This is a genomic window from Caloramator sp. mosi_1, from assembly GCF_028622835.1.
GTDB lineage: Bacteria > Bacillota > Clostridia > Clostridiales > Caloramatoraceae > Thermobrachium.
On the sequence record NZ_CP117677.1, the window covers coordinates 2,564,901 to 2,586,634 of the forward strand.

Genomic DNA, 21,734 nt, shown 5'->3' on the forward strand with positions numbered 1-21,734 from the left:
AAGTTATGTTTGGAGAACTTATAGACCTAATACTCAAATCAAAGATAATAACATCATCAAATATATACAAAAGGCTTATTGATATGTTAAATACGCAGGACTTTAAAAATAGCCTAAACGAAGCCTCTGTAAACAAAGACTACAGCTGCATAAGATGCTATAAATGCCTTGAAGAAATTATAAAAACCTTCTACAAAAAGGACGACGACTTTCTATTTGCAGTCTATCAATACGCCCTTTCAAAATCCTTCAGCGAAGCTGTTACACTTGAGCTTGATGAAGAGGATTTTGCGATATTTGAAACCTACCTTTTATTACTTAAAGTTTTTTCAAAATTCCAAAAACTATCAAACGACGGAAGCTTCCAAAGCAGATATCCTCTATTTTTCCTTGGTCTTGATGAGGAAAGAAATCTTGAAGACCCCAGCGAATATAAAAAATTTGTTGAGGCCTTTGAAGGGGATTATGTTTATGAAATGATGAAGCTAAACCAGGAGGTAATAGGATACAACACCCTCGACCACGTTTGTGGAGTACACTATCTGTCCCTTTACATTGCAAGACAGGCAAAAACAAAAACCTACCTATAGACCTTGGGAGAATATCTGGAGCTGCTGCAGGCCACGACATAGGAAAATTTGGATGCAAGGGAGTTGAACTCAAAAGGGTTCCCTATCTTCACTACTACTATACAGATGTTTGGTTTAAAAAGCACAATATAAACTACATAAGAAACATAGCTATAAACCATTCTACTTGGGATTTAGAGCTTGAAAACCTATCAATAGAATCACTGATACTAATCTACAGTGACTTTAGAGTAAAAAATAAAAGGATAGACAACAAAGAACAGATGTACATTTACAGCCTTGATGAATCCTTTGATGTTATACTAAATAAGCTTGACAATGTTGATGAAAAAAGATTCTAAGGTATAAAAGGTATATTCAAAGCTTAAGGACTTTGAAAACTATCTTTTAGATTTAGGCATAAATACCTCCTTAGAGGACATCAAAATCACTGCAAATAAAGATAAATGCTATTCACTTATGTTTGGCAATGATGTGGTTGAAAACATAAAATATCAAGCAATAAACCACAATATCAGGCTTATGCATAAATTAAGAAGCGAATTTTCATTAAATGAAATATTAGAAAACGCACGAAACGTACAGGACTCTCAGGCCCTTCGTGCATACCTTGATATAATTGAAGAATACTCAACCTATCTTACCCAAAAGCAAAAGATAATTACACTTGGCTTTTTATATGAACAGCTAATGCACAATGAAGAAGATATAAGAAGGCAGGCGGCTGAACTTCTTGGATTTCTTATTGCCTCCTTTGATGAAGAATACAGAAAAGAACTTCCAGAAAACGCAAAGAAAGACAGAGAAGATGTAAATTCAATCTACCTTTTAAAAGGTATGTTTCCCTTATGCTAACACCTGACCACAAGATCATAGATACCTATAAGGAATGGATAGGATACAGTCTTTCTGTTTTTATTAAATCTATATTTAATAAGATTTCTGAAAATCAGAAGTTAGAATACAAATTTGCACTGCAGGAGTTTTACAATAAAGATAATCTTTCAAAGGAAATGGAGCTATACCTATTAGATGCTGCAAAATATATTCCACTTAAAGAAGAAGACAACCTGTTCTATGAATTTATAACTAAAAGACTACTATCCGAGAGGCACCACATTAGAATTATGGCCCTTGATACCCTACTTGTTCAGCTTAAAAAACAAACTCCCTCAGCAAATATATTAGATAATATAAAACAGATTTTTATTAAAGAAGTAAAATACAGTGCAACGGCTCCTGAAAACTATTTAAAGCTAAACATTGCTGAAAAATTAGATATTGACAGTATTATTGTAAATGAATATCTTTCCTACTACATTAAAAACCTTGATAATATAACAGATATATTCTTAAGCAACCTAAAAACTGCAACCAGTTGGATAACAAAGAAAATACAAATAGATATACTCTTAGATTATGCCCTTAAAAACCCTAAGGAAAGGGGACTTCAAACTGCCCTTCACTTCTGCAACCTTCTTAAGGTTAGTGCCGTTGAGGCTGTAAGAAACAAAGCTGGAGAGTCTATTTTAAATATAATAAAGTTTTTACCAATGGACCAAAGAAATGAAATTGCCGTAGAACTTGTTCGTGCTCTTGAAATGGAGGGCTACAGATTTACAAAATACATACCAAACTATCTTGGTAAAATAATACTCTATCTACCTGTAGTCGAGCTCAACGAATTTTTAGATGACTCCTATGAAAAATAAAAACATCAAACACAAGGGTTTCATCACTTATATTAAAGACCTCCTCTGTTGCACTTTCAAACATTAATATATATAAATCTCAAGTTAAGAATGAGGAGGACTACAAAAAATCCTAAACAAGCTAATTTCAATAATATTAAGTGGGCTAATAAACTACAACAACCCTATAAAACAATTTGCACTTAATTGTATTGGAGGGCAAGTTTTCGGTTCAAAGACGCTTTCCTTAGAGGACAAGAAGGAGATATTTAAAATAATTGCTAAAAAGTTTTTATCTATAGTTGGACAGTTTGAGGAGGATGAACTTTTATTCTTAGTAAATTCAGCTACATTAAACCACATTTACAGGTTTATTTCTGAACAGAATATAGTATCTAAAATAGAGCTAAATATACCAAAGAGAGTTGCCTTTATGCCTGGAACCTTTGACCCATTTTCCCTAAGCCATAAGGAGATTGCAAAGGCAATAAGGGATTTAGGATTTGAGGTATATATTGCAATAGATGAGTTCTCTTGGTCCAAAAACACTTCCAAACCTTATAAGAAGGACCATAGCTTCTCTATCTATTGCAGATGAAAACAATATATTTCTATTTCCTGAAACACAGCCTATAAACATATCTAATCCTAAGGATATAAAAAAATTAAAGGAGATTTTTAAAGACTACGAGGTTTATATTGTTGTTGGAAGCGATGTGGTTATAAATGCCTCTGCCTATAAAAAGCCAAAAGAACAGGACTCTATACACACTCTAAATCATCTGATATTTGAAAGAAGAAGCCTAAATGAATACAGTCAAGAGATGTTTGAAGAGGCAGTTAAAAATATAGAGGGAGATGTTATAAAATTAAATCTACCGCCCCAATACGAAGACATAAGCTCTACTCAAATAAGAAACAGCATAGATGAAAATAGAGATATCTCAAATTTAGTAGACCCTCTTGTGCAAAAGTATATATATGAGAATGGATTTTACAGAAGAGAGCCCCAGTATAAATCCCTTCTTACAGATTGGCCCTTTGAGTTTGAAATAGTAGAGGAATATAAGGAGGCTGTTGTTGAAAAGCTGTCTAAACTTTTAAGATTAAATTTCTATGTAGTAAAGGAAAAGATGATGAAGTTCTTTTCAAAGCCGTCGGCAAGACTTCTTATTGCTATTGATAAAGAAAATGACAGCATAGCTGGTTTTTCTGCCTTCCACTGGCTGCGTTCAAACTCCTTTTATATAGAACTAAACGATACAGTTGTTTCTAACTTTTAAGGGAAATGCTGTAGGAAGAATAATCTGCATAGACGGAATGTATATAGATAAAAACTCAAGCATAAAGGAACTGCCGCAGCTTATACTGACAGAAACGCTCTCCTTTTGCATAAAGAAGGACTACGACTATGCAATATATAAAAACCTACTGGACATCAAAGAAAACTTTGAAACCCACAACCTGCTTTTATCAAACGGTTTTATTGAAGTTAAAACAGAGGACATATTCAATAAATGCTATGCTGTAAATATGAACTATCCTATATCACTGCTTCTTGACATTGAAACAATTATAAAGGAACCCTATAGAAATACCGAAAGAGTAAAAAATGCTATAATTAAAACAAGGGAAAATCTAAAGAAGGCTCTAACAAGGCTCTACGAAGGACATCTTGTTTTAATATTTGAAAGGGATGTTATATACAAGAGGCTTGTACAAAAGATTTGCAGGGAAAACGGTGTTCCACCATATCAGATGGTGCCCCGAACACTTGGGCCTTTAATGTGCGTCCCCTATGGGAACATATTAAGAAGAAATGTTGTACCAAACACAGTAACAAAGGCACTCCATACTGAAAAACTATTTAATCCAAACCTAAAGACCTTCAAAATAGGCCCATACCCAAATTATCTTAGCCTTGAACTTCAAATTAAGACAATAGCAAGCTTTGACAGACCTATTATACTTGTTGATGATATACTCCATAAGGGCTATAGAATAAAGGCACTTGACCCAATTTTAAAATCTGAAAAGGTTGATGTTCATAAGATTATTGTTGGAATACTGTCAGGTCAAGGTAAGGAGATTATGGATATACAAAACAGAGAGGTTGACTGTGCATACTTTATACCAAAGCTTAGAGCTTGGTTCTATGAAGATGCCCTCTACCCCTTCATAGGTGGAGATAGTTTGTTTAGAGGTAGCTATCCTCAAAGGAACCTCATACCTTCTGTAAACCTTATACTACCCTATGCTGTCCCAACCTTCTTAAAGGGGGCTTCAACAAAGGATATATTTAACCTTTCAAAGGTATGCATAGAAAATTCAAAAATGCTTCTTGAGGCTATAGAGGAGGAATATGAAGCAATAAACGAAAGAAGCTTAACCCTACAAAACATAGGTGATGCACTTGTATACCCAAGATACCCAGAACACGGAAAATTTATGTACTACGACCTGACCCTATCTCCTTCAGTTTATCTTAAAAATGACCTTGAGCAGCTTGAAAAACTTGAGCCAATTTTGACTTAGGAGGAATAAAATGAATATATATAGAAAAAATAACGACCTTTTTATTTCAAACCACAGCTTTGAACTAAACAAAATATCTGAGGAGGATTTAAAAACTTCTGAGCATATATTTTTATTAAAAAATCAGGAACAAACAATAAGTTTAGGCAGGTTGTAACTTCTGCTACTCAAATAGAAGATTGTGAGGGCCTTGATTATATAATAAAAAGAGGGGCAAAGGGTTTTTAGATGATTTAATAGATAAGAACAGGCTATCCTTCATTAATACATCCTTTGAAGGATGGGAGGAGCTTTATAAGACTAACCCTTTAAAGGAAAAATACAAGGTAACAGTTGCAGGGCTTGGAGACGTTGGGGGAACACTATCAATTGGTCTTAGACTTTTAGGTCAAGACATAATATCTGAGATTGGTATTTTTGACCTTGACGAAAACAAAGTAAAACGATGGGAGTATGAACTAAACCAGATAAACTACTCAAACAATATAGCTCTACCTAAGGTTAAACCTGTAGGATTTGATGAGGTCTTTGACTGCGACGTATTTATATTCTGCATAACAAGACAGGTTCCTGATGTGTCGGTACAGGATGTAGATGTTAGAATTGTACAGTATAAGAGCAATGCAGAAATAATTTCATTGTATGCAGAGGCTGCAAAAAGGCAAACTATAAAGGGTATTTCTTTGTAGTCTCTGACCCTGTTGACCATCTTTGCAAAAAGGCCTATGCAGAACTTAATAAAGATTATACCTTCCCGTCAGATAATGTTAAGGGATTTGGGCTTGGAGTTATGTATGCAAGGGCACTTTATTATGCTCAAAAGATGAATTTAGACTATTTTAAGGATAAGGGAAGGGCCTTCGGTCCTCACGGCAAGGACCTTGTGGTTGCAGATAATATAGAAAATTACAATCATCAGATTTCTCTTAAACTAACAGAGCTTACAACCAATGCAAACATAGAGGTAAGAAAAACTGGTTTTAAGCCCTACATTGCCCCAGCCCTGTCATCTGGTGCCCTCTCTATTTTAGCTTGTCTTAAGGGAGAATGGCACTTTAGTACGGTTGCAATAGGAAATGCCTTTTTAGGCATAAAAAACAGACTTACAAAGTACGGTGTTGAAATAGAAACCTACGAAAATATGGATAACAGGCTATTAGAAAGAATAAAAAGGAGCTATGAAAGGCTGGTAGAATTTGATGTGTGATACTTTACTTATTGCATCTCCTAATAGGTCTTCTATTCTAAACAATATGATTAGGGCTTTTATGAAGGATAATGCCTTTGAGGAATACAACCCTCAAAGGCATAAAAGTATTCAAAATAAAAAAATTGTATTTGCGGTTGAACTAAACAGTATTGGTATATGCCCCTATATACTTGATGTTTTAAATAATTTGTCCTTAAAGGGTAAAGATTCCCTTTTAGGTTCAACTGCCTGTATATTAATAAAGAGCCCTAATTTAAACTATACAAAGAGCTTTTCACAGCAGATTATATTTATAAGCAACAGTTTAGGATGCCTCTTTATAGGACACCCAGTTGTTGAAGTTGTAGAAGGTTTTATAAACTTTAAAACGTGGCAGAAAACGCTTAATATGTCCCTTGAGGAAATCTGTTATCATCTATGCGAAGGGCTATCTAATAGATTTTTTAATTTTAAAATAATCAAAAACAAAACCCTAAGCTATCTGTACTGCACGCAAGCTATAGAGATACATCTAACACTCTAACCCTTTGGTATATGATAAAAAATTATATAGAAGGAATAAATATATTTGAACACCACGTTGAAAACGGAACTATACAGGACTGCATAGGATGTCCCTTTAAAACCTGCCTCTACTTTGCAAAGCAAAAAGCTGCTTTTATGGTGGTTCTATAGTAAAGGAAATCTTCCTGCAATAGAAGAGGCTGATGCTGTTGTTTTTATATGTCCTAACTACAATGATGCAGTATCCGCCAACTTAAGTGCAGTTATTAATAGAATTACCGCCCTATATAGAAGAAATCCCTTCTATGATAAGATGCTCTTTTCTGTAATTGTATCAGGAAACTCTGGAGGGGATTCAGTTGCAAAGCAGTTAATAGGTGCACTAAACATAAATAAAGGTTTTATTCTTCCACCCTACTTTGCTATAATGGAGATAGCAAATGATATGGGAGAAATAAAAAAGTTGAAGGAATCCAAAATAAAGCACAGGAATTTGCACAAAATATAACTAAGAATTTAATTTAAAGATAGTATAAAAGCCTTCTGCTGTTTATTTTAAATTGCAGTATTCAACTAAAATAAACTTTGTGGCTTAACTCAATTATCTACGGACTAAGTATCTATTTTCTAAATTGGATTGGTTTTTTCACTGTTTTTTAAGGAGGGTTTAAGATGAAAAAAATAATCCCCTTTTTACTGATAATATTATTAATTTTCTCATCCTGCGGAAAAAGCAAACTAACAATAATGACACTATAAACACAAAACCTACTACAAATGAAACTCAAAATAACGAACAAAAGCCAAAAGAGGATAAGACTACAGATAAGGAAGATGAAAATAAGGAAAAACAAGAAGACAAAGAAACATCCTCTAATGAAGAAAACTTAAATAATGAAGACGTATTAATAATAGACGCTGACGTATCATCATTAAGCAATAAAGAGATAGACTTTGGTCCGCCTCCTATTAAAAATAATGAATCGCAATATATGCCAAAGCAAACTGTAGAGCTTTTTAAAAAGTACGACGCCTACTATTTGGGTGATAAAACAAAAAAGGAGATATATCTAACCTTTGATGAAGGATATGAAAATGGATATACTGCAAAAATACTGGATGTTTTAAAGGAAAAGAACGTAAAGGCTGCGTTTTTGTGACAAGGCCATATATAAATCAAAATAAAGAACTAATAAAAAGGATGGTTGAGGAAGGTCATATTGTTGCAAACCATAGTTCAACGCATCCGTCAATGCCGCAGAAGGCAACAGATTTTAATAAATTTAAAAGGAATTTGAGGATACAGAGACTGCCTTTATGGAAGTAACAGGACAGGATATGCCGAAATTTTTTAGACCTCCAATGGGAAAATATAGTGAACTTTCTCTATACTATACCCAAAAGCTTGGATACAAAACAATCTTTTGGAGTTTTGCCCATAAAGATTGGCTTGTAGACGACCAACCACCTGTTGAAACAACTATACAAAGGGTATTAGACAGGTGCCATAATGGTGAAATAATGCTTCTACACGCAGTATCAAAGAGCAATACAGAGGCACTTCCCACAATAATAGATAAGCTTCGTGAAATGGGATACGAATTTAAACCTCTTACAGAACTTAAGTAAAAAGGGTGCTTGTGCACCCTTTCATAATATCTTTTTAGCTCTCTATAGCTGTATTCCTTAATAAACCTATTATTCGAATCATCCCTTATAAGCAACCTAACTCTATCCTCTGAAATCTTTAATACTCTACCCTTTAGCTTTGTACCAAGCACATTAACAGGTGTATCAAGCTTAAGTTCCCTTAAATCTTGATTAGAACAAAACTCACAAACTCCTCCATCCTTAACTATTCTTTTGCAGCTTGTACAATAAAACATCATAATCCCCCAAAACCAATTTTATTTCTTTTGAACTACAGTACAGTATATTTCCTCTTTCTCAAAAATATTCCATCAAAATTTTAACTAAAGTCCAAAAATACAGTACAACTATATCAACCTCTTGAAAACATAAAGAAGGTAAGGACTATAAAAAATAGCCTATAAAAAGCCTCTACATTAAAAGACATTTATACTTTTTTGTAGAGAATCTCCCCAATAAATATACTATTCTAAAATCCTTACAAATAAGAAGGGACAGGCATTATAATCTAATGCCCGCCCCAACAATTGACAAAGAGCCCATAAAAGATGCTCTGATTATGAAACTGCCCCTTGAAGGGATTTCAAATTGGCATATTTCATAAGCTTTACCAAGTCCATCTTTAGACTTTGAAAAAGTCCTAAATTCGGCACACGATGTACCGAGCCGAGCAGCCCTCAAGAGCAAGGGTATCGCAAGGTAGGACTTTTTCAAACAAAGAAAAGCTTAGATTTTCTTAGCGAAATGAAGGAATGCCAAGGAAATCCTTCAAGGGGCTTATCTTAACTTTTTCAACAGCCTTGTAGAAATAAAAATACACATCCCAACTTTTAACAAAGTACCTACTTTCAAAGGATATACGCTATAGAACACGTTTTCCATATTATGGATGAAGTAACATTTCACCTGGGTGGCACTTTAATAAAATCTCTTCTTTTCTATGTGCTGCTTCAATTAAAAATCTCTTACAGTGCATATCAACATCGCTTACTAAATCAATATCCTTAATTCCCTCTAAATTTATTCTTACATTTAATACCGCCGCCTCAATTGCTGCATACAATTGTATAGCCGCAACTCCAGCGTCTGTTATAGCATTCTTGTTGCCGAATTCTGCAACAAAATCCACAATATCAAACATTGAAAAAGCTGTATCTGCAACAGCATAGGGTACAGAATAGGCCTCTAATAATGCCCTCTGTATAGCCCTCTCTCTTTCCGCCTTTTGCTCCTCTGTATCCTTTGGCATTTTATATGCCTGCATAACCAAATTAAATGCCTCAACATCCTGCTCAATATACTCCATAAACTTTTTCTTAGCTCTTCACATTTTACTAAATACTCATTAAACCTATTTTTTACATCATCACTATATTCCATATATTTTTTCTTGTTTACTGTTAAATTCATCACCATAGATGATAAACTTGCAGCAAGTGCACCTGACAGTGCAGCAACTGCACCACCACCTGGGGCTGGAGAGCTTGAAGCAAGGTCCTCTAAAAATTTTTCTATTGTATTTTCATATATCTTCATCCTAATCCTCCTCAATACATTATTCTTCCATCCTTAACTACTATTTTACCATTTTTTATTACCATATCAATATGGTTTATTCCAAAATGGTAAATAATGTAGTTTTCGTTTGGTGCCTTCATAACAATTAAATCCGCCTTTTTGCCCTTTTCTATACTTCCAACCTCACTCCCACGCCCTATTGCATAAGCTGCATTTATTGTTACTGCTGATATAACCTCATGTGGTGTCATCCCCATACCAAGCGAAGCAAAAATCATTATGCTCTGCAGCGACTCTGTTGGACAAGTACCTGGATTGTAATCTGAGGCCACTGCAACAGCAAGCCCCTTTTTATCATTTCCTTGCAGGTGCATACCTCTTTAGCCTTAGATAAAAGGAAGTGCCAGGAAGCAGAATTGGTATTACTCCTGCCTCCTTCATAGCATCTATTCCCTCATCCGATACAGCCACTAAATGTTCTGCCGATACAGCCCCAACTTCTGCTGCAAGCTGTGCCCCCCATAGGCTCTATTTCATCGGCGTGCAGCTTAACTTGGAATCCCAACTCCTTTGCCGCCTTTAAAACCCTTCTTGTTTGGTCTATATTGAAAAATCCCTCTTCACAAAAGGCATCCACATATTCTGCAAGTCCCTCTTTTTTATATAGGGCATAACCTTATTAATCATAAGCTCTATATAACTTTCCACATTTCCCTTATACTCCTCAGGTATTGCGTGTGCCCCAAGATAAGTGCTTACAATGTCAATTGGATGCTCTATTTCCTTTGCAACTTTTAGACACTTTATTTCATCTTCAAAATTCAATCCGTATCCTGACTTGGTCTCTACGGTTGTTGTACCCCATAGGAGCATCAAATCAAGACTCTTCAATGCCTTTTTATAGAGCTCATCATAACTTGCCGACCTTGTAGCCCTAACCGTACTTAAAATTCCCCCACCTTGTTTTAATATATCTAAATAGCTTGCCCCCTCAAGCTTTAATTTTAGCTCATTCTCCCTTGAGCCATAGTGTACAAGATGCGTATGGCTGTCAACAAATCCAGGAAGAACAAGCCTTCCCTCTAAATCAATAACCTCCGTTCCATCCTCCAAAAATTCTAATCCATCCCCGCTTCCAACATCTAAAATAATACCATTCTCTACCACCACATAACCTCTCTCAATAACCCCAAGGTCCGCCATTTCCTCCCCAAACTTTGGACCCTTAGATTTTACAGTTACGATCCTCCCATTTTTTAATAATATTCTATCCAAAGTACCACCCCTATTCAGCTATTCTATGCTCAAGAACCTGCTCGATGCTAAAGTTTTCAAGCTGTAGGTAGTACTCTAAAGAATCTACAAGTGCCTTCATTGGAACAAGTCCAACTATCTCACTTCCAACAACCTCAACTCCAAAACGTTTTGCCTCCATCTTAACCATTTCAAAGGCTCTATAGATTGCTGTCTTTTCATAGTTTACAAGATTCATAGATACTTGAGTTATATTTCTGTCCTCAAGCTTTACCCCCATAGCCTTTACAAACCTTAATCCTCCGCCAATAAATCTAACAGTCTTTGCTATTTTGTCTGCAATCTCAATATTTGGTGTATTTAAATTAACATTAAAGGCAACTAACGGTACTCTGGCACCAACTGCTGTGCAACCACTTTTTCATTCATTTCACTTGGCCCAAAATCTGGCTTCCATTCTGGATTTTTAATCTTTTCAAAAATCCCTCATACTGTCCCTTTCTTACATCTGCTAAATTTTTTCTCTCTTGTCTTGTTGCTGCTTCTTCATACAGATAAACAGGCACCTTTAATTCTTCCCCTATTCTTTTTCCTACAGCCTTTGCTATCTCAATGCATTCCTCCATAGTAACCTCTCTAACTGGTATAAAGGGTATAACATCCATTGCCCCCATTCTTGGATGTCCACCTGTATGGGTTCTCATATCAATCAGTTCACAGGCCCTATTTGTCATATTAAAGGCTGCCTCTATAACTCCCTCAACGTCCCCAACAAAGGTTACAACAGTTCTGTTGTGGTCTATATCAGAAGAATAATCAAGAAGCTTTACTCCCTTTACCTTCCTAACTTCATCTACTATTTTTCAATCTTTTCTTTATCTCTTCCCTCTGAAAAATTAGGAACACACTCAACTATTTTAGCCATCCTACTACCTCCTATTTAAGCATTGGTATCTTTACGCCCTTGTCCTTTGCAAATTCAATTGCTTCATCATATCCTGCATCAGCGTGTCTTAAAATTCCCATACCTGGGTCACTGGTTAGAACCCTTTTAAGTCTTACATCCATTTCCTCACTTCCATCAGCACATACAACCATTCCTGCGTGGATAGAATAGCCAATTCCAACTCCTCCGCCGTGATGAACAGATACCCAAGTTGCACCATTTATCGCATTAATTAGAGCGTTCAATATTGGCCAATCAGCAATAGCATCAGAACCATCCTTCATAGATTCTGTTTCACGTCTTGGAGACGCAACTGAACCGCAATCTAAATGGTCGCGTCCTATTACAATTGGTGCCTTAAGTTCTCCCTTCCTTACAAGCTCATTTAAAGCAAGTCCAAACTTGGCTCTTTCTCCATATCCTAACCAACAAATTCTTGAAGGTAGTCCTTGGAACTTAACCCTTTCTCTTGCCATCTTAATCCATCTTGCAAGGTGTTTGTTTTCTGGGAACAGCTCAAGTACAAGTTCATCAGTTCTGTAGATATCCTCTGGATCCCCAGATAGTGCTGCCCATCTGAAGGGTCCTTTTCCTTCACAAAATAGAGGTCTTATATATGCAGGAACAAATCCTGGGAAGTTAAAGGCATCCTTTACACCTTCATCATATGCCATTTGTCTAATATTGTTACCATAGTCAAAGGTTACTGCACCACGTTTTTGCATCTCAAGCATTGCCTCAACGTGACGTGCCATACTCTTTTAGCAAGTCTTATATACTCCTTTGGATTATTTTTTCTAAGCTCAAGGGCCTCTTCATACATCATACCACCTGGAACATATCCATTCAGTGGGTCGTGGGCTGATGTTTGGTCTGTTAATACATCTGGAACAAATCCCTTTTAACAAGCTCTGGAAGTATGTCTGAAGCATTACCTAATACACCAATTGAAATAGCTTCTCCCTTTTCCTTTGCTTCAATTGCCCTGTTTAAGGCTTCATTTAAATCCTCATAATATACATCAAGATATTTTGTGTTTATTCTCTTTTCTATTCTCTCCCTATCAACCTCTATACAAAGTGCAACACCCTCATTCATAGTAACTGCAAGAGGTTGAGCTCCACCCATTCCTCCAAGCCCTGCAGTTAATGTTATAGTTCCCTTTAGGCTTCCTCCAAAGTGCTTTTCTGCAACTGCCGCTAAGGTTTCATAGGTTCCCTGTAATATACCCTGCGTTCCAATATATATCCAAGAACCTGCCGTCATCTGACCATACATTGTAAGTCCCTTTTGTTCAAGCTCCCAGAAATATTCCCAATTTGCCCAGTGTGGGACAAGCATTGAGTTAGAGATTAAAACCCTTGGTGCCCACTTGTGGCTTTTAAAAATTCCAACAGGTTTTCCAGATTGGACAAGAAGTGTTTCATCATCTTCAAGATTCTTCAGCGAATTTACAATAGCATCAAAACATTCCCAGTTTCTTGCCGCCTTTCCTCTACCACCGTAAACTATTAAATCCTCTGGCTTTTCAGCAACCTCTGGGTCAAGGTTGTTCATAAGCATTCTCAATACTGCCTCCTGCTGCCAACCTTTGCAGTTTAGTTGATTACCTCTTGGTGCCCTAATCTCTCTCATAAATTAACCCCTTACATAAGTTCTCCTATTTTTCTTCTACCTTTATAACAAGCTCCTCTAATAGAGCTGTTGCCCTGTTTATGTCCCTATACATAATTCTATCTTCATCTAAAACTGATATATTATGCCTTAAAAGCTCATATCCTGCTAAAGTTCCCTTTGCAAGCCCCTTCATACCCCTTAAATCAATTGCCTGGCAGGCTGCAAGATACTCTATTCCTAATACCCTCATTGCATTGTATATTATACTTCTTGCCTTCCTTGCTGCTATTGTACCCATACTGACGTGGTCCTCTTGATTTGCAGATGATGGTATTGAGTCAACTGATGCTGGATGTGATAATACCTTGTTTTCTGAAACCAGTGAAGCTGCTGTGTACTGTGCTATCATAAAACCTGAATTTAATCCACCCTTTCTTGTTAAAAAGGCTGGAAGGTCATTTAACTGATAATTCACAAGCCTCTCTATTCTTCTTTCTGATATATTGGCCAGTTCTGATACCGCAATACCTAAAAAGTCCATAGCAAGTGCCATTGGTTGTCCGTGAAAGTTACCCCTGATATAACCCTATTCTCATCCGAGAATATTAATGGATTATCTGTTGCTGAATTAATCTCAATTTCAACAACCTTTTTACATAATCTATAGCATCTTTACTTGCACCGTGTACCTGTGGAATACATCTTAATGTATAGGCATCCTGTACTCTAAGTTCTCCCTGTTTTGTTGTGAGCATACTTCCCTCAAGAAGCCTTGTTAAGTTCTGTGCACACTTTTGTTGTCCAATCTGTGGACGAACGTTATGTACCTTATAATAATATGCATCTGTAATTCCCCTTAATGCCTCAACCGTTAAAGATGCAACAATATCTGCTGCCTTTGAAAGAAGGGCTGCATCGTATAATGCAAGGGTTCCTATTGCTGTCATAACTTGAGTTCCATTAATAAGAGCAAGTCCTTCCTTTTCTACAAGTTCTATTTCCTTTATTCCAGCTCTTTTAAGTGCCTCTTTGCCCGATAATCTTTCACCGTTATAATAGGCCTCACCTTCACCTATCATAACAAGAACCATATGTGAAAGCGGTGCTAAATCTCCACTTGCACCTAAGGAACCCTTTTCATATATAACTGGATGCACACCTTTATTTAACATTTCTACAAGAGTTCTCAAGTGTTTCAAGCCTTATACCAGAATAGCCCTTAGATAGTGCATTTGCACGAAGAAGCATTATTGCCCTTACAACCTCCTCAGAAAGCTCCTCTCCTACTCCACAGGCGTGGGAAACAATTAGGTTTCTTTGAAGCTTTTTGGCCTCCTCCTTTGAAATTACAACATCAGAAAATTTACCAAATCCAGTTGTAATTCCATATACAACCTTTCCTTCATCAACAAACCTATCTACAACCTCTCGTGCAGCCTTTACCCTCTTTTGGCATCCTCTGCAATACAAACCCTATACCCATATCTTGCAACCTTAACTACATCATCAATAGTCAAATTTTCACCATCAATAATAACTTTATGCAAACCCACCACCACCTTAAATATTCGAAATATTCTAATAACATTATAACACTAAATTCTTCTTGAAATTTTCTGAATATTTTTAACACATTAAAGTGCCACCCAGGTGAAATGTGAATTGAACCATATTATGGAAATGAATATTCGAAAGGTTCTATTACTATTTCAATCAAATAATAGTAACTTTAACTTCACATTAAAGTACCACCAAATTGAAATGCGACATTTTCTATTTTTGTTTATTTGTCACTTTAAAATTCATTTTTCAAATATCTTCATAATATAAATTTAACCAAACAAATATGCATAGTTTAAAAATATTTTATATTTTTTTAAAAGAATAAGTTATTTTTATTTTAATATGTAGTAGAAAATTAATTTTTTTGAGAATGAAATGAAAAACAAAAAAATTTAACTCGATAACTAGCAAAGTAAGAAAAAACACAAAAGAATATATAACATATTAAAAGATAATCGAAAAATCTATACTAGTATGTACAAAATCGCTAAAGAAGAAAACGTTAATTTAAAGGATGTATATTCTGATAAAAAGCTTCAAGAAATTTATTTACGTAAGATCTTAATACAAGAATACAAAAAGAAATAAGAAAATTAAATAAAGAAATCATATCAATAAGGAGGAATAAAAAGGTATGAATACAAATATCATAATGGAAAACAAATTATCTTTATTAAAAGTATCAGAGATATTATCAAAACAACTAAAAATAGACGAAAATAAAATATATAGAGCCTTATTATATTTAGCACATACAAAAGCATTCGATTTTGAAACCAAAAATAAAAGATTTTACGAAATATAGAGCAACTTGACAGTTTAAAACAAAAATAAACGAAATATTTTCTGATGAAAACAAAGAAAAAAAGAACACTCATATAAACAAAATAATAATGAATATGATAAATCTTATATTGAATTAATTCTATTACTAAATAAAAAGGCTTAAGTTCAAAAGATATTAATGAAATTATAAAAGAAATTAACAAAATCTATTCTATTAAAAAATAATTGTAGAAAAATACATTAAAAGAGCACAAGTGCCTAAAACAGGGGGCTTGTGCTCTTTTTTGTAAAAACCTCTGAAGTTTTATTAGATATTTGCTTAAAAGAAATAGATGACAATTTTATTATAATATTTGCAACATTTTAACCAATAGTTGTAATTTACTATAACCGCAACCAATATAATTCCTATTTTATTTAAAATTAATACTTTTATTTTACATATTTAATTTGTATTATAAAAAATATTTTTATTTATTTTTTAATATCTCACTATAAAAATGTAAATTTCAACTGGGTAAAACTTTTCTTTATTATACTCTTTGAAAAAAAAACTGTAGTTGTTATTGTTAATGGAAAATATTTGATGTATTCACCTTTCACCTGGGTGGCACTTTTGAGAACTTGCTATTTTGGTTATACTTGATCTACTTACGTTTAAAAAGTCTGCTATTTCAATGTGAGAATATTTTTCCTTTAATGCTCTCATAACAAATATATTTTTATCTGTGTCAATTCCTTAGTTTTACATCCTCCTCTTATATTTTCAACTACCCAGTTAGGTATATTTAATTCTTCCAATATTTCTTCTAATGACTTTTGAACTGGTTTGGTAAATTCATTCTTTAAATCATCTTCATATAAATCTTTTTCTTTACGTCCTATATATCTTAATAATGTTTCCGATTCCTTTAAGAATAACTTATCGTCTCCATCCATTTCTAATAAATTACGATATATTTCAATTGATTTTTTCTGTCTTCACTTAACATATCCAAAATAAAATCAACATTTATAAAGGAATTGATTCCTCTTTTATAAAACCAATGACTACTCCATAAATACTCATCAATACTATCGCATATATGTGCTCTAATAGGATTTCTATGTATATATCTTAAAGTTGCATATAGCTGACTTTCAGAATCTATCAAGTTACAGTGATACCTTTTTTCTAATGCGTGACCAGTTCTATCTAATGCTGTATTTAGAAATTTTGCAACTACATTATTTAGATTGAACATAATTGTACTTATAGTATCTTTATGTGTTCTCATTAAAAGATGATAATGATTATCCATTATAACATATCCTAACAATTCGTAATCAAATTTTTTATTATATTCCTTGAGCTGTTTAATTATAAATCTTTTAAAATCATCTTTTTTAATATGTGTTCTTTATTGTTGCATCTAGTTGTTATATGATAAATAGCCCCATCAAAGCAATACCTTTGTGGCCTCATAAAAACACCTCCAAAATAATTATTACCATTTTTGGATGTGTTATTCATTTAAGTGCCACCCAGGTGAAAGGTGACTTGAACCATATTTTGGAATAAATTTAACAATATTTATTGCATATATTACGACTTTAAATTCAATAAAACACATATCAAAATAATCTATTTTTTAACGTGGAAATTTTATTAATATTAAAAAACACAGATTGTTGACAAATATAAAAGTTTCTCTAAATATGAAATAGCACCTTGTAAGGATTTACATTGCCTTTTCAAGCACTTTAGATAATCATATCTTTAGACTTTAAAAAGTACATAATTCGGCATACGATGTGCAAGCCGTGCGACCCTCAAGGACGAGGTATCACAAGGATAACACCTTTTAAAAAAAGAAAAGCTTAGACTTAATTAGGCCATAGAAGATATGACAAGAAATCCTTCAAAGGACTAATATTATCTATACTTCTTCAATAGTCTGAAAAAATATACGTTTTTACTTATTTTGTGGTAATAACTGGTTCTATTCACTTTTCACCTGGGTGGCACTTAGGTGAAAGTAAAAATCCTCCACAAATATTGTAGAGGATTTTTACAAAATTTTAACTTCTGAAGTTGGTTTTGGTGTTTGTTATGAATTTAGGGGTTTGGTTTTAAGCTAGATATACCTATTGAGGTGTTGACATTTTATTTTTACACAGCCTCCTATCTAGCTGAACAATGATGTTTACATTTTTAATTATTGACCTAATAATTTTACTTTATACATAACACATTTATTTTTTATATAAAATTTTCTACACAATTGGTACACTCACATCTTACCTAAATTTACAAATAAAACTAAACTAATAAACACCTAAACTTCAACCACCTACAAAGGTGGATGACTTCCTGCTTCCACGACTTCTTAACCTCAGTCTCAACAGGCGTAACTTTGTGGAGTTCCTATCCTAGATGCAAATAGTATCTGTTGCCTTTAATTTCTGAATATTTTACTCTAGAAGGCAAAAACTAATCGTTTGGTTTTAGCATTTAGAACTTTTCAATTTCTCCCTGAGCCTTTTATTTCCATTTGTCAAAGAAATTTCATACTTATAGTATAGAACAAAACCAAAACCTTGTCAGTTCATCTTACCACTTATAGAAGTAGGTGACTTCTATCGCTGATTAGTTAAAATTAACTAACAAATTTTTAGTTAATCCACCCTATAATTAAAAGCTTCAAAGTTCTTATTATAAAATTTTATTTGCTTAAAATAATTAATATTCAATTATTACTCATAAAACATAATATACATTTTTCACTTATTCTATGGTAATAATTGGTTCTATTCACCTTTCACCTGGGTGGCACTTAGGTGGTAGATTGCATTCGCATAAATCTTTGTACAAGCAATTAAATCATCAATTAAAATGTATTCATTCGCCTGATGTACCACATCTTCTCTACCTGGGAATAGTGGGCCAAAGGCTACTATATTAGGCATCTCCTTTGCGTAGGTTCCCCACCTATTGCAATCGGTTCACATCTTTCTCCTACATAATCCTCATATACCTTCATAAGCTTCTTTATAAGCTCGTGTTCCTTTGAAAAATATAAAGGTGCCTGATGTTCAAAGTTTTCTACTCTAATTCCGTATTCCTTTATTCTTTCATTAAATGGATTCATCATATCCTCAAGACTGTATGTAACAGGATATCTTAAATTTAGTCCAACCCTTACTCCCTTTTCATTTAAATCTATAGTTCCAAGGTTAAAGGAAAGCTTGCCTGATGGCTCATCCTCTAAGTAAACTCCAAAACTTCTTCCATCTGTTTCAAATCCTACGTATTTATTTAAAAAGTCAATAAAATTCTTAACGTCACTTTCATCAAAATTCATCTTTCCTAATAAATTCATCATCTTCATTACGGCATTTTCACCAAGCTCTGGTGTGCTTCCGTGAGCAGACACTCCATACACTTTAATAACTATCTCATTTCCCGTTACTTCAAACTCAACTTTATCCCCTGTCTCTTCCAAATGTTTAAATATAACAGACTGTATATACTCAATATCCCCTTCAAGCTTTGCCTCACAATAGTCTGGTACCATATTTACCCTCTGTCCGCCTTTTACATACTCTATCTTTATATTTTCAGGTCTTCTACTAAAATCCTTTACAATATCAAATACCGTAAGTCCCTTCTCAGCAAAAATCAAAGGAAACTCAGCATCTGGTGTAAATCCTAAAACTGGAGGCTTCTCAAACCTATTGTAGTACTCAATATCCTTTGAGCCTGTCTCTTCATTTGTTCCAAATATAATCCTAACCCTTCTATCAAGCTTAATTCCTAACTCCTTAATAGCATAAAGCCCGTAAAGTGCCGCTATGATTGGCCCCTTATCATCCATTGTCCCTCTTGCATAAATCTTTCCATCGTGTATCTGTGCTCCATAGGGTGGATACATCCATCCATCTCCCTCTGGAACTACATCAAGATGTCCTAAAACTGCAACATAATCCTCTCCATCACCATATTCTGCATATCCCACATATCCGTCAAGATTTACTGTCTTAAATCCTAATCTTTCAGATAGCTTCAAGGCATAATCTAAAGCTTCAGCCACACCTTCACCAAAGGGCTTACCTTCCTTTGCTTCCCCCTCAACACTTTTAATTCTGCAAATCTCCTGTGTACTTTTAACAATCTCATCCTTCAGCTCATCAATTTTTTTAAACAGCCTCTCCATAAAAACACCTCCTATATAAGTGCCACCCAGGTGAAATGTTACTTTACCCATTTATTTCCATATCTTCACCCAGGTGGCTAATATCCCTTATTTACGTCTCTTTCTAATCATTTTAATTGCATCCTGTAGTTCTTCCATCTTTAATAAGTATGCACAAACAACATAAACAATTACACCTATTCCAATAGATACACCTACATTTATTAGCTGTGCAAGCTTTGAGACATTACCTAAAACTCTTTCAATCCCTAAACTTGTAAGGTATACAGCTATACCCATTGCAATTGAAGATAAAATTGACTTCGACAAAGACATCAAAACTTCCTTTGTTCTAAGTCCATTTATCTTCTTTCCAAGTATTCTATATAAAACTATCATTTGAAGTACTGCCGCAAGTGAGTTAGAAAGTGCAATTCCACCTATTGCTAAACTACTAAATTTTACAAACAATAGATTTAAAGTAATATTAAATAAAACTATACCAGCACCAATCTTAACTGGAGTCTTTGTATCCTGCATAGAATAAAAGGATCTAATCAATACAGGAACTGCACATTGACCTAAAATACCTATTGCATAAAAAATAAGTGCAAAGGCTGTAACAAGTACATCCTGTTCTGTAAACTTACCTGTCTTGAAAAGAAGCCTTACTATTGGTTTGTTTAGCACCATAAGTCCAACAGACGCAGGTACTGTAATAAATATAAGAGTTCTTAATCCTTGTGATATAACCGCCTTATATTCATCAAACTCTTTTCTTGCGATATGAGCATTTAATATAGGAAATACCGCGGTTGATACACTTGCACCAAATATACCAACAGGAAGCATCATTATTCTTTGTGCATAACGTAAACCAGTTATGCTACCTTGATCTAATATAGATGCTATATTTTGATTTACTACAAGATTAATTCTAAGTATTGCAAGCCCTAATATTGCAGGCCCCATTAGTCTAATCATTCTCTTATAGCCTTCATTTTTGTATTTAGCTCTAACCTAAACCTCTTTCCTACCTTAACAAAATTAGGTATCTGAATACCAAAATTTAAAAACGCACCAAATATAACTCCAGCCGCAAGGCCAAATATTCCAAACTTGCCACCAAGAACTATTGCACCTAAGATTATACCAACATTATACATAACTGGTCCAAGTGCAGGTGCCGTAAATATCTTATATGAATTTAAAACCCCCATTGAAAGACCAGCACAAACAGCAAAGCTAACTGAAACCGTCATAAAACGAGTAAGTTTTACCGTTAATGTATATGTTGCAGGATCCTTAGCATTTCCTATTGCAACAAGTGGAATTAAGTACTTTGCGAAGGCATAATATAAAATATTAAATATAACGATAAAAATCAATGCTACTGTAATAAAAGTATTTGCAGCCTTCCAAGCTCCCTCTTCATCATCCTTTGCAAGGTGTTCATTAAAAACAGGCATAAAGCCAGAACTTAAGGCTCCAACTACTAAAAGGTCGTACATTACATCAGGTATCGTAAAGGCCGCAAAGAAAGCATCCGTTACAGAGTTTCTCCCAAATACCTTTGCAATAATCATTTCCCTAATAAATCCTAAAAATCTTGATAATAAATTTATTATCATTAAAATAAAGGTAGTCTTTTTTATATTACTCTGCCTTGACATCGTCTTCTCCTTTCCGTTTAAT

General features: G+C 34.3%; 19 protein-coding genes and 7 pseudogenes. 14 read left to right on the plus strand and 12 right to left on the minus strand.

Annotation, left to right across the window (positions count from 1 at the left end; genetic code table 11):
• Window positions 1-5: 5 nt before the first annotated feature.
• The 13 genes and pseudogenes from PL321_RS18100 (at window position 6) to PL321_RS20475 (ending at window position 8,159) form a co-directional block, all read left to right on the plus strand.
• A complete protein-coding gene (locus tag PL321_RS18100; protein WP_273962889.1) occupies window positions 6-590 on the plus strand; it encodes a hypothetical protein in 585 nt (194 codons plus the stop codon).
• Window positions 527-931, plus strand: a complete 405-nt coding sequence (locus tag PL321_RS18105; protein ID WP_273962890.1) for a hypothetical protein — start codon at window positions 527-529, stop codon at window positions 929-931. Before PL321_RS18100 ends, PL321_RS18105 begins: the two co-directional genes overlap by 64 nt.
• Window positions 932-1,049: 118 nt before the next feature.
• A complete protein-coding gene (locus tag PL321_RS18110; RefSeq protein ID WP_273962892.1) occupies window positions 1,050-1,445 on the plus strand; it encodes a hypothetical protein in 396 nt (131 codons plus the stop codon).
• Window positions 1,439-2,302 carry a hypothetical protein gene (locus PL321_RS18115; RefSeq protein WP_273962894.1) on the plus strand — a complete coding sequence of 288 codons (864 nt, stop codon included), beginning with the start codon at window positions 1,439-1,441 and terminating at the stop codon, window positions 2,300-2,302. The genes PL321_RS18110 and PL321_RS18115 overlap by 7 nt, the downstream gene beginning before the upstream one ends.
• 503 nt (window positions 2,303-2,805) lie before the next feature.
• Window positions 2,806-3,564: a nicotinate-nicotinamide nucleotide adenylyltransferase gene (locus PL321_RS18120; protein WP_273962895.1), complete on the plus strand. Its 759-nt coding sequence runs from the start codon at window positions 2,806-2,808 to the stop codon at window positions 3,562-3,564.
• A complete protein-coding gene (locus PL321_RS18125; protein ID WP_273962896.1) occupies window positions 3,548-4,816 on the plus strand; it encodes a hypothetical protein in 1,269 nt (422 codons plus the stop codon). Before PL321_RS18120 ends, PL321_RS18125 begins: the two co-directional genes overlap by 17 nt.
• Window positions 4,817-4,826: 10 nt before the next feature.
• Window positions 4,827-4,973: a hypothetical protein gene (locus tag PL321_RS18130; RefSeq protein ID WP_273962897.1), complete on the plus strand. Its 147-nt coding sequence runs from the start codon at window positions 4,827-4,829 to the stop codon at window positions 4,971-4,973.
• A gap of 633 nt (window positions 4,974-5,606) precedes the next feature.
• On the plus strand, window positions 5,607-6,023 hold the full coding sequence (locus PL321_RS18135; RefSeq protein ID WP_273962898.1) for a hypothetical protein: 417 nt from the start codon (window positions 5,607-5,609) through the stop codon (window positions 6,021-6,023).
• The gene (locus tag PL321_RS18140) at window positions 6,013-6,549 is read left to right on the plus strand and encodes a hypothetical protein (RefSeq protein ID WP_273962899.1); all 537 of its coding nucleotides are present in this window, start codon (window positions 6,013-6,015) and stop codon (window positions 6,547-6,549) included. The genes PL321_RS18135 and PL321_RS18140 overlap by 11 nt, the downstream gene beginning before the upstream one ends.
• A gap of 11 nt (window positions 6,550-6,560) precedes the next feature.
• Window positions 6,561-6,701 carry a hypothetical protein gene (locus tag PL321_RS18145; RefSeq protein WP_273962900.1) on the plus strand — a complete coding sequence of 47 codons (141 nt, stop codon included), beginning with the start codon at window positions 6,561-6,563 and terminating at the stop codon, window positions 6,699-6,701.
• Window positions 6,664-7,038: an NAD(P)H-dependent oxidoreductase gene (locus tag PL321_RS18150; RefSeq protein WP_273962901.1), complete on the plus strand. Its 375-nt coding sequence runs from the start codon at window positions 6,664-6,666 to the stop codon at window positions 7,036-7,038. The genes PL321_RS18145 and PL321_RS18150 overlap by 38 nt, the downstream gene beginning before the upstream one ends.
• 484 nt (window positions 7,039-7,522) lie before the next feature.
• A pseudogene (locus tag PL321_RS20470) lies at window positions 7,523-7,857 on the plus strand (polysaccharide deacetylase family protein).
• Window positions 7,848-8,159, plus strand: a complete 312-nt coding sequence (locus PL321_RS20475) for a hypothetical protein (protein WP_337960880.1) — start codon at window positions 7,848-7,850, stop codon at window positions 8,157-8,159. The pseudogene PL321_RS20470 and the gene PL321_RS20475 overlap by 10 nt, the downstream one beginning before the upstream one ends.
• Before the next feature lie 904 nt (window positions 8,160-9,063).
• On the opposite strand, the pseudogene PL321_RS21975 reads toward PL321_RS20475, so the two are convergent.
• From PL321_RS21975 to PL321_RS21985, 7 genes and pseudogenes are all read right to left on the minus strand, one after another.
• A pseudogene (locus tag PL321_RS21975) lies at window positions 9,064-9,716 on the minus strand (cyclodeaminase/cyclohydrolase family protein).
• Between the two features lie 11 nt (window positions 9,717-9,727).
• A complete protein-coding gene (locus tag PL321_RS20480) occupies window positions 9,728-10,072 on the minus strand; it encodes an amidohydrolase family protein (protein WP_337960881.1) in 345 nt (114 codons plus the stop codon).
• Window positions 10,073-10,298: 226 nt separating this feature from the next.
• Entirely contained in the window at window positions 10,299-10,973 is a 675-nt protein-coding gene (locus PL321_RS20485; RefSeq protein WP_337960882.1) for an amidohydrolase family protein, read from the minus strand.
• Between the two features lie 10 nt (window positions 10,974-10,983).
• Window positions 10,984-11,877: pseudogene (gene ftcD, locus PL321_RS18175) on the minus strand (glutamate formimidoyltransferase).
• Window positions 11,878-11,888: 11 nt separating this feature from the next.
• Window positions 11,889-13,470: pseudogene (gene hutU / locus PL321_RS21980) on the minus strand (urocanate hydratase); the annotation flags it as partial.
• Between the two features lie 88 nt (window positions 13,471-13,558).
• A pseudogene (locus tag PL321_RS18185) lies at window positions 13,559-14,687 on the minus strand (HAL/PAL/TAL family ammonia-lyase).
• Window positions 14,677-14,985 carry an aromatic amino acid lyase gene (locus tag PL321_RS21985; protein ID WP_443110675.1) on the minus strand — a complete coding sequence of 103 codons (309 nt, stop codon included), beginning with the start codon at window positions 14,983-14,985 and terminating at the stop codon, window positions 14,677-14,679. The pseudogene PL321_RS18185 and the gene PL321_RS21985 overlap by 11 nt, the downstream one beginning before the upstream one ends.
• A gap of 727 nt (window positions 14,986-15,712) precedes the next feature.
• Here PL321_RS21985 and PL321_RS18190 point away from each other — a divergent pair.
• The gene (locus PL321_RS18190) at window positions 15,713-15,883 is read left to right on the plus strand and encodes a hypothetical protein (protein ID WP_273962903.1); all 171 of its coding nucleotides are present in this window, start codon (window positions 15,713-15,715) and stop codon (window positions 15,881-15,883) included.
• Window positions 15,884-16,569: 686 nt separating this feature from the next.
• On the opposite strand, the gene PL321_RS18195 is transcribed toward PL321_RS18190, so the two are convergent.
• The 5 genes and pseudogenes from PL321_RS18195 to murJ form a co-directional block, all read right to left on the minus strand.
• A complete protein-coding gene (locus tag PL321_RS18195) occupies window positions 16,570-16,803 on the minus strand; it encodes a hypothetical protein (RefSeq protein ID WP_273962904.1) in 234 nt (77 codons plus the stop codon).
• 2 nt (window positions 16,804-16,805) lie between these two features.
• Window positions 16,806-17,255 carry a transposase gene (locus PL321_RS18200; RefSeq protein WP_337961230.1) on the minus strand — a complete coding sequence of 150 codons (450 nt, stop codon included), beginning with the start codon at window positions 17,253-17,255 and terminating at the stop codon, window positions 16,806-16,808.
• Complete coding sequence (locus tag PL321_RS18205) at window positions 17,225-17,377, minus strand: hypothetical protein (RefSeq protein WP_273962905.1); 153 nt, start codon at window positions 17,375-17,377, stop codon at window positions 17,225-17,227. Before PL321_RS18205 ends, PL321_RS18200 begins: the two co-directional genes overlap by 31 nt.
• 1,277 nt (window positions 17,378-18,654) lie before the next feature.
• Window positions 18,655-20,060 (minus strand): annotated as a pseudogene (gene pepV, locus PL321_RS18210) (dipeptidase PepV).
• Window positions 20,061-20,147: 87 nt separating this feature from the next.
• Window positions 20,148-21,712, minus strand: a pseudogene (gene murJ / locus PL321_RS21990) (murein biosynthesis integral membrane protein MurJ).
• Window positions 21,713-21,734: the final 22 nt, after the last annotated feature.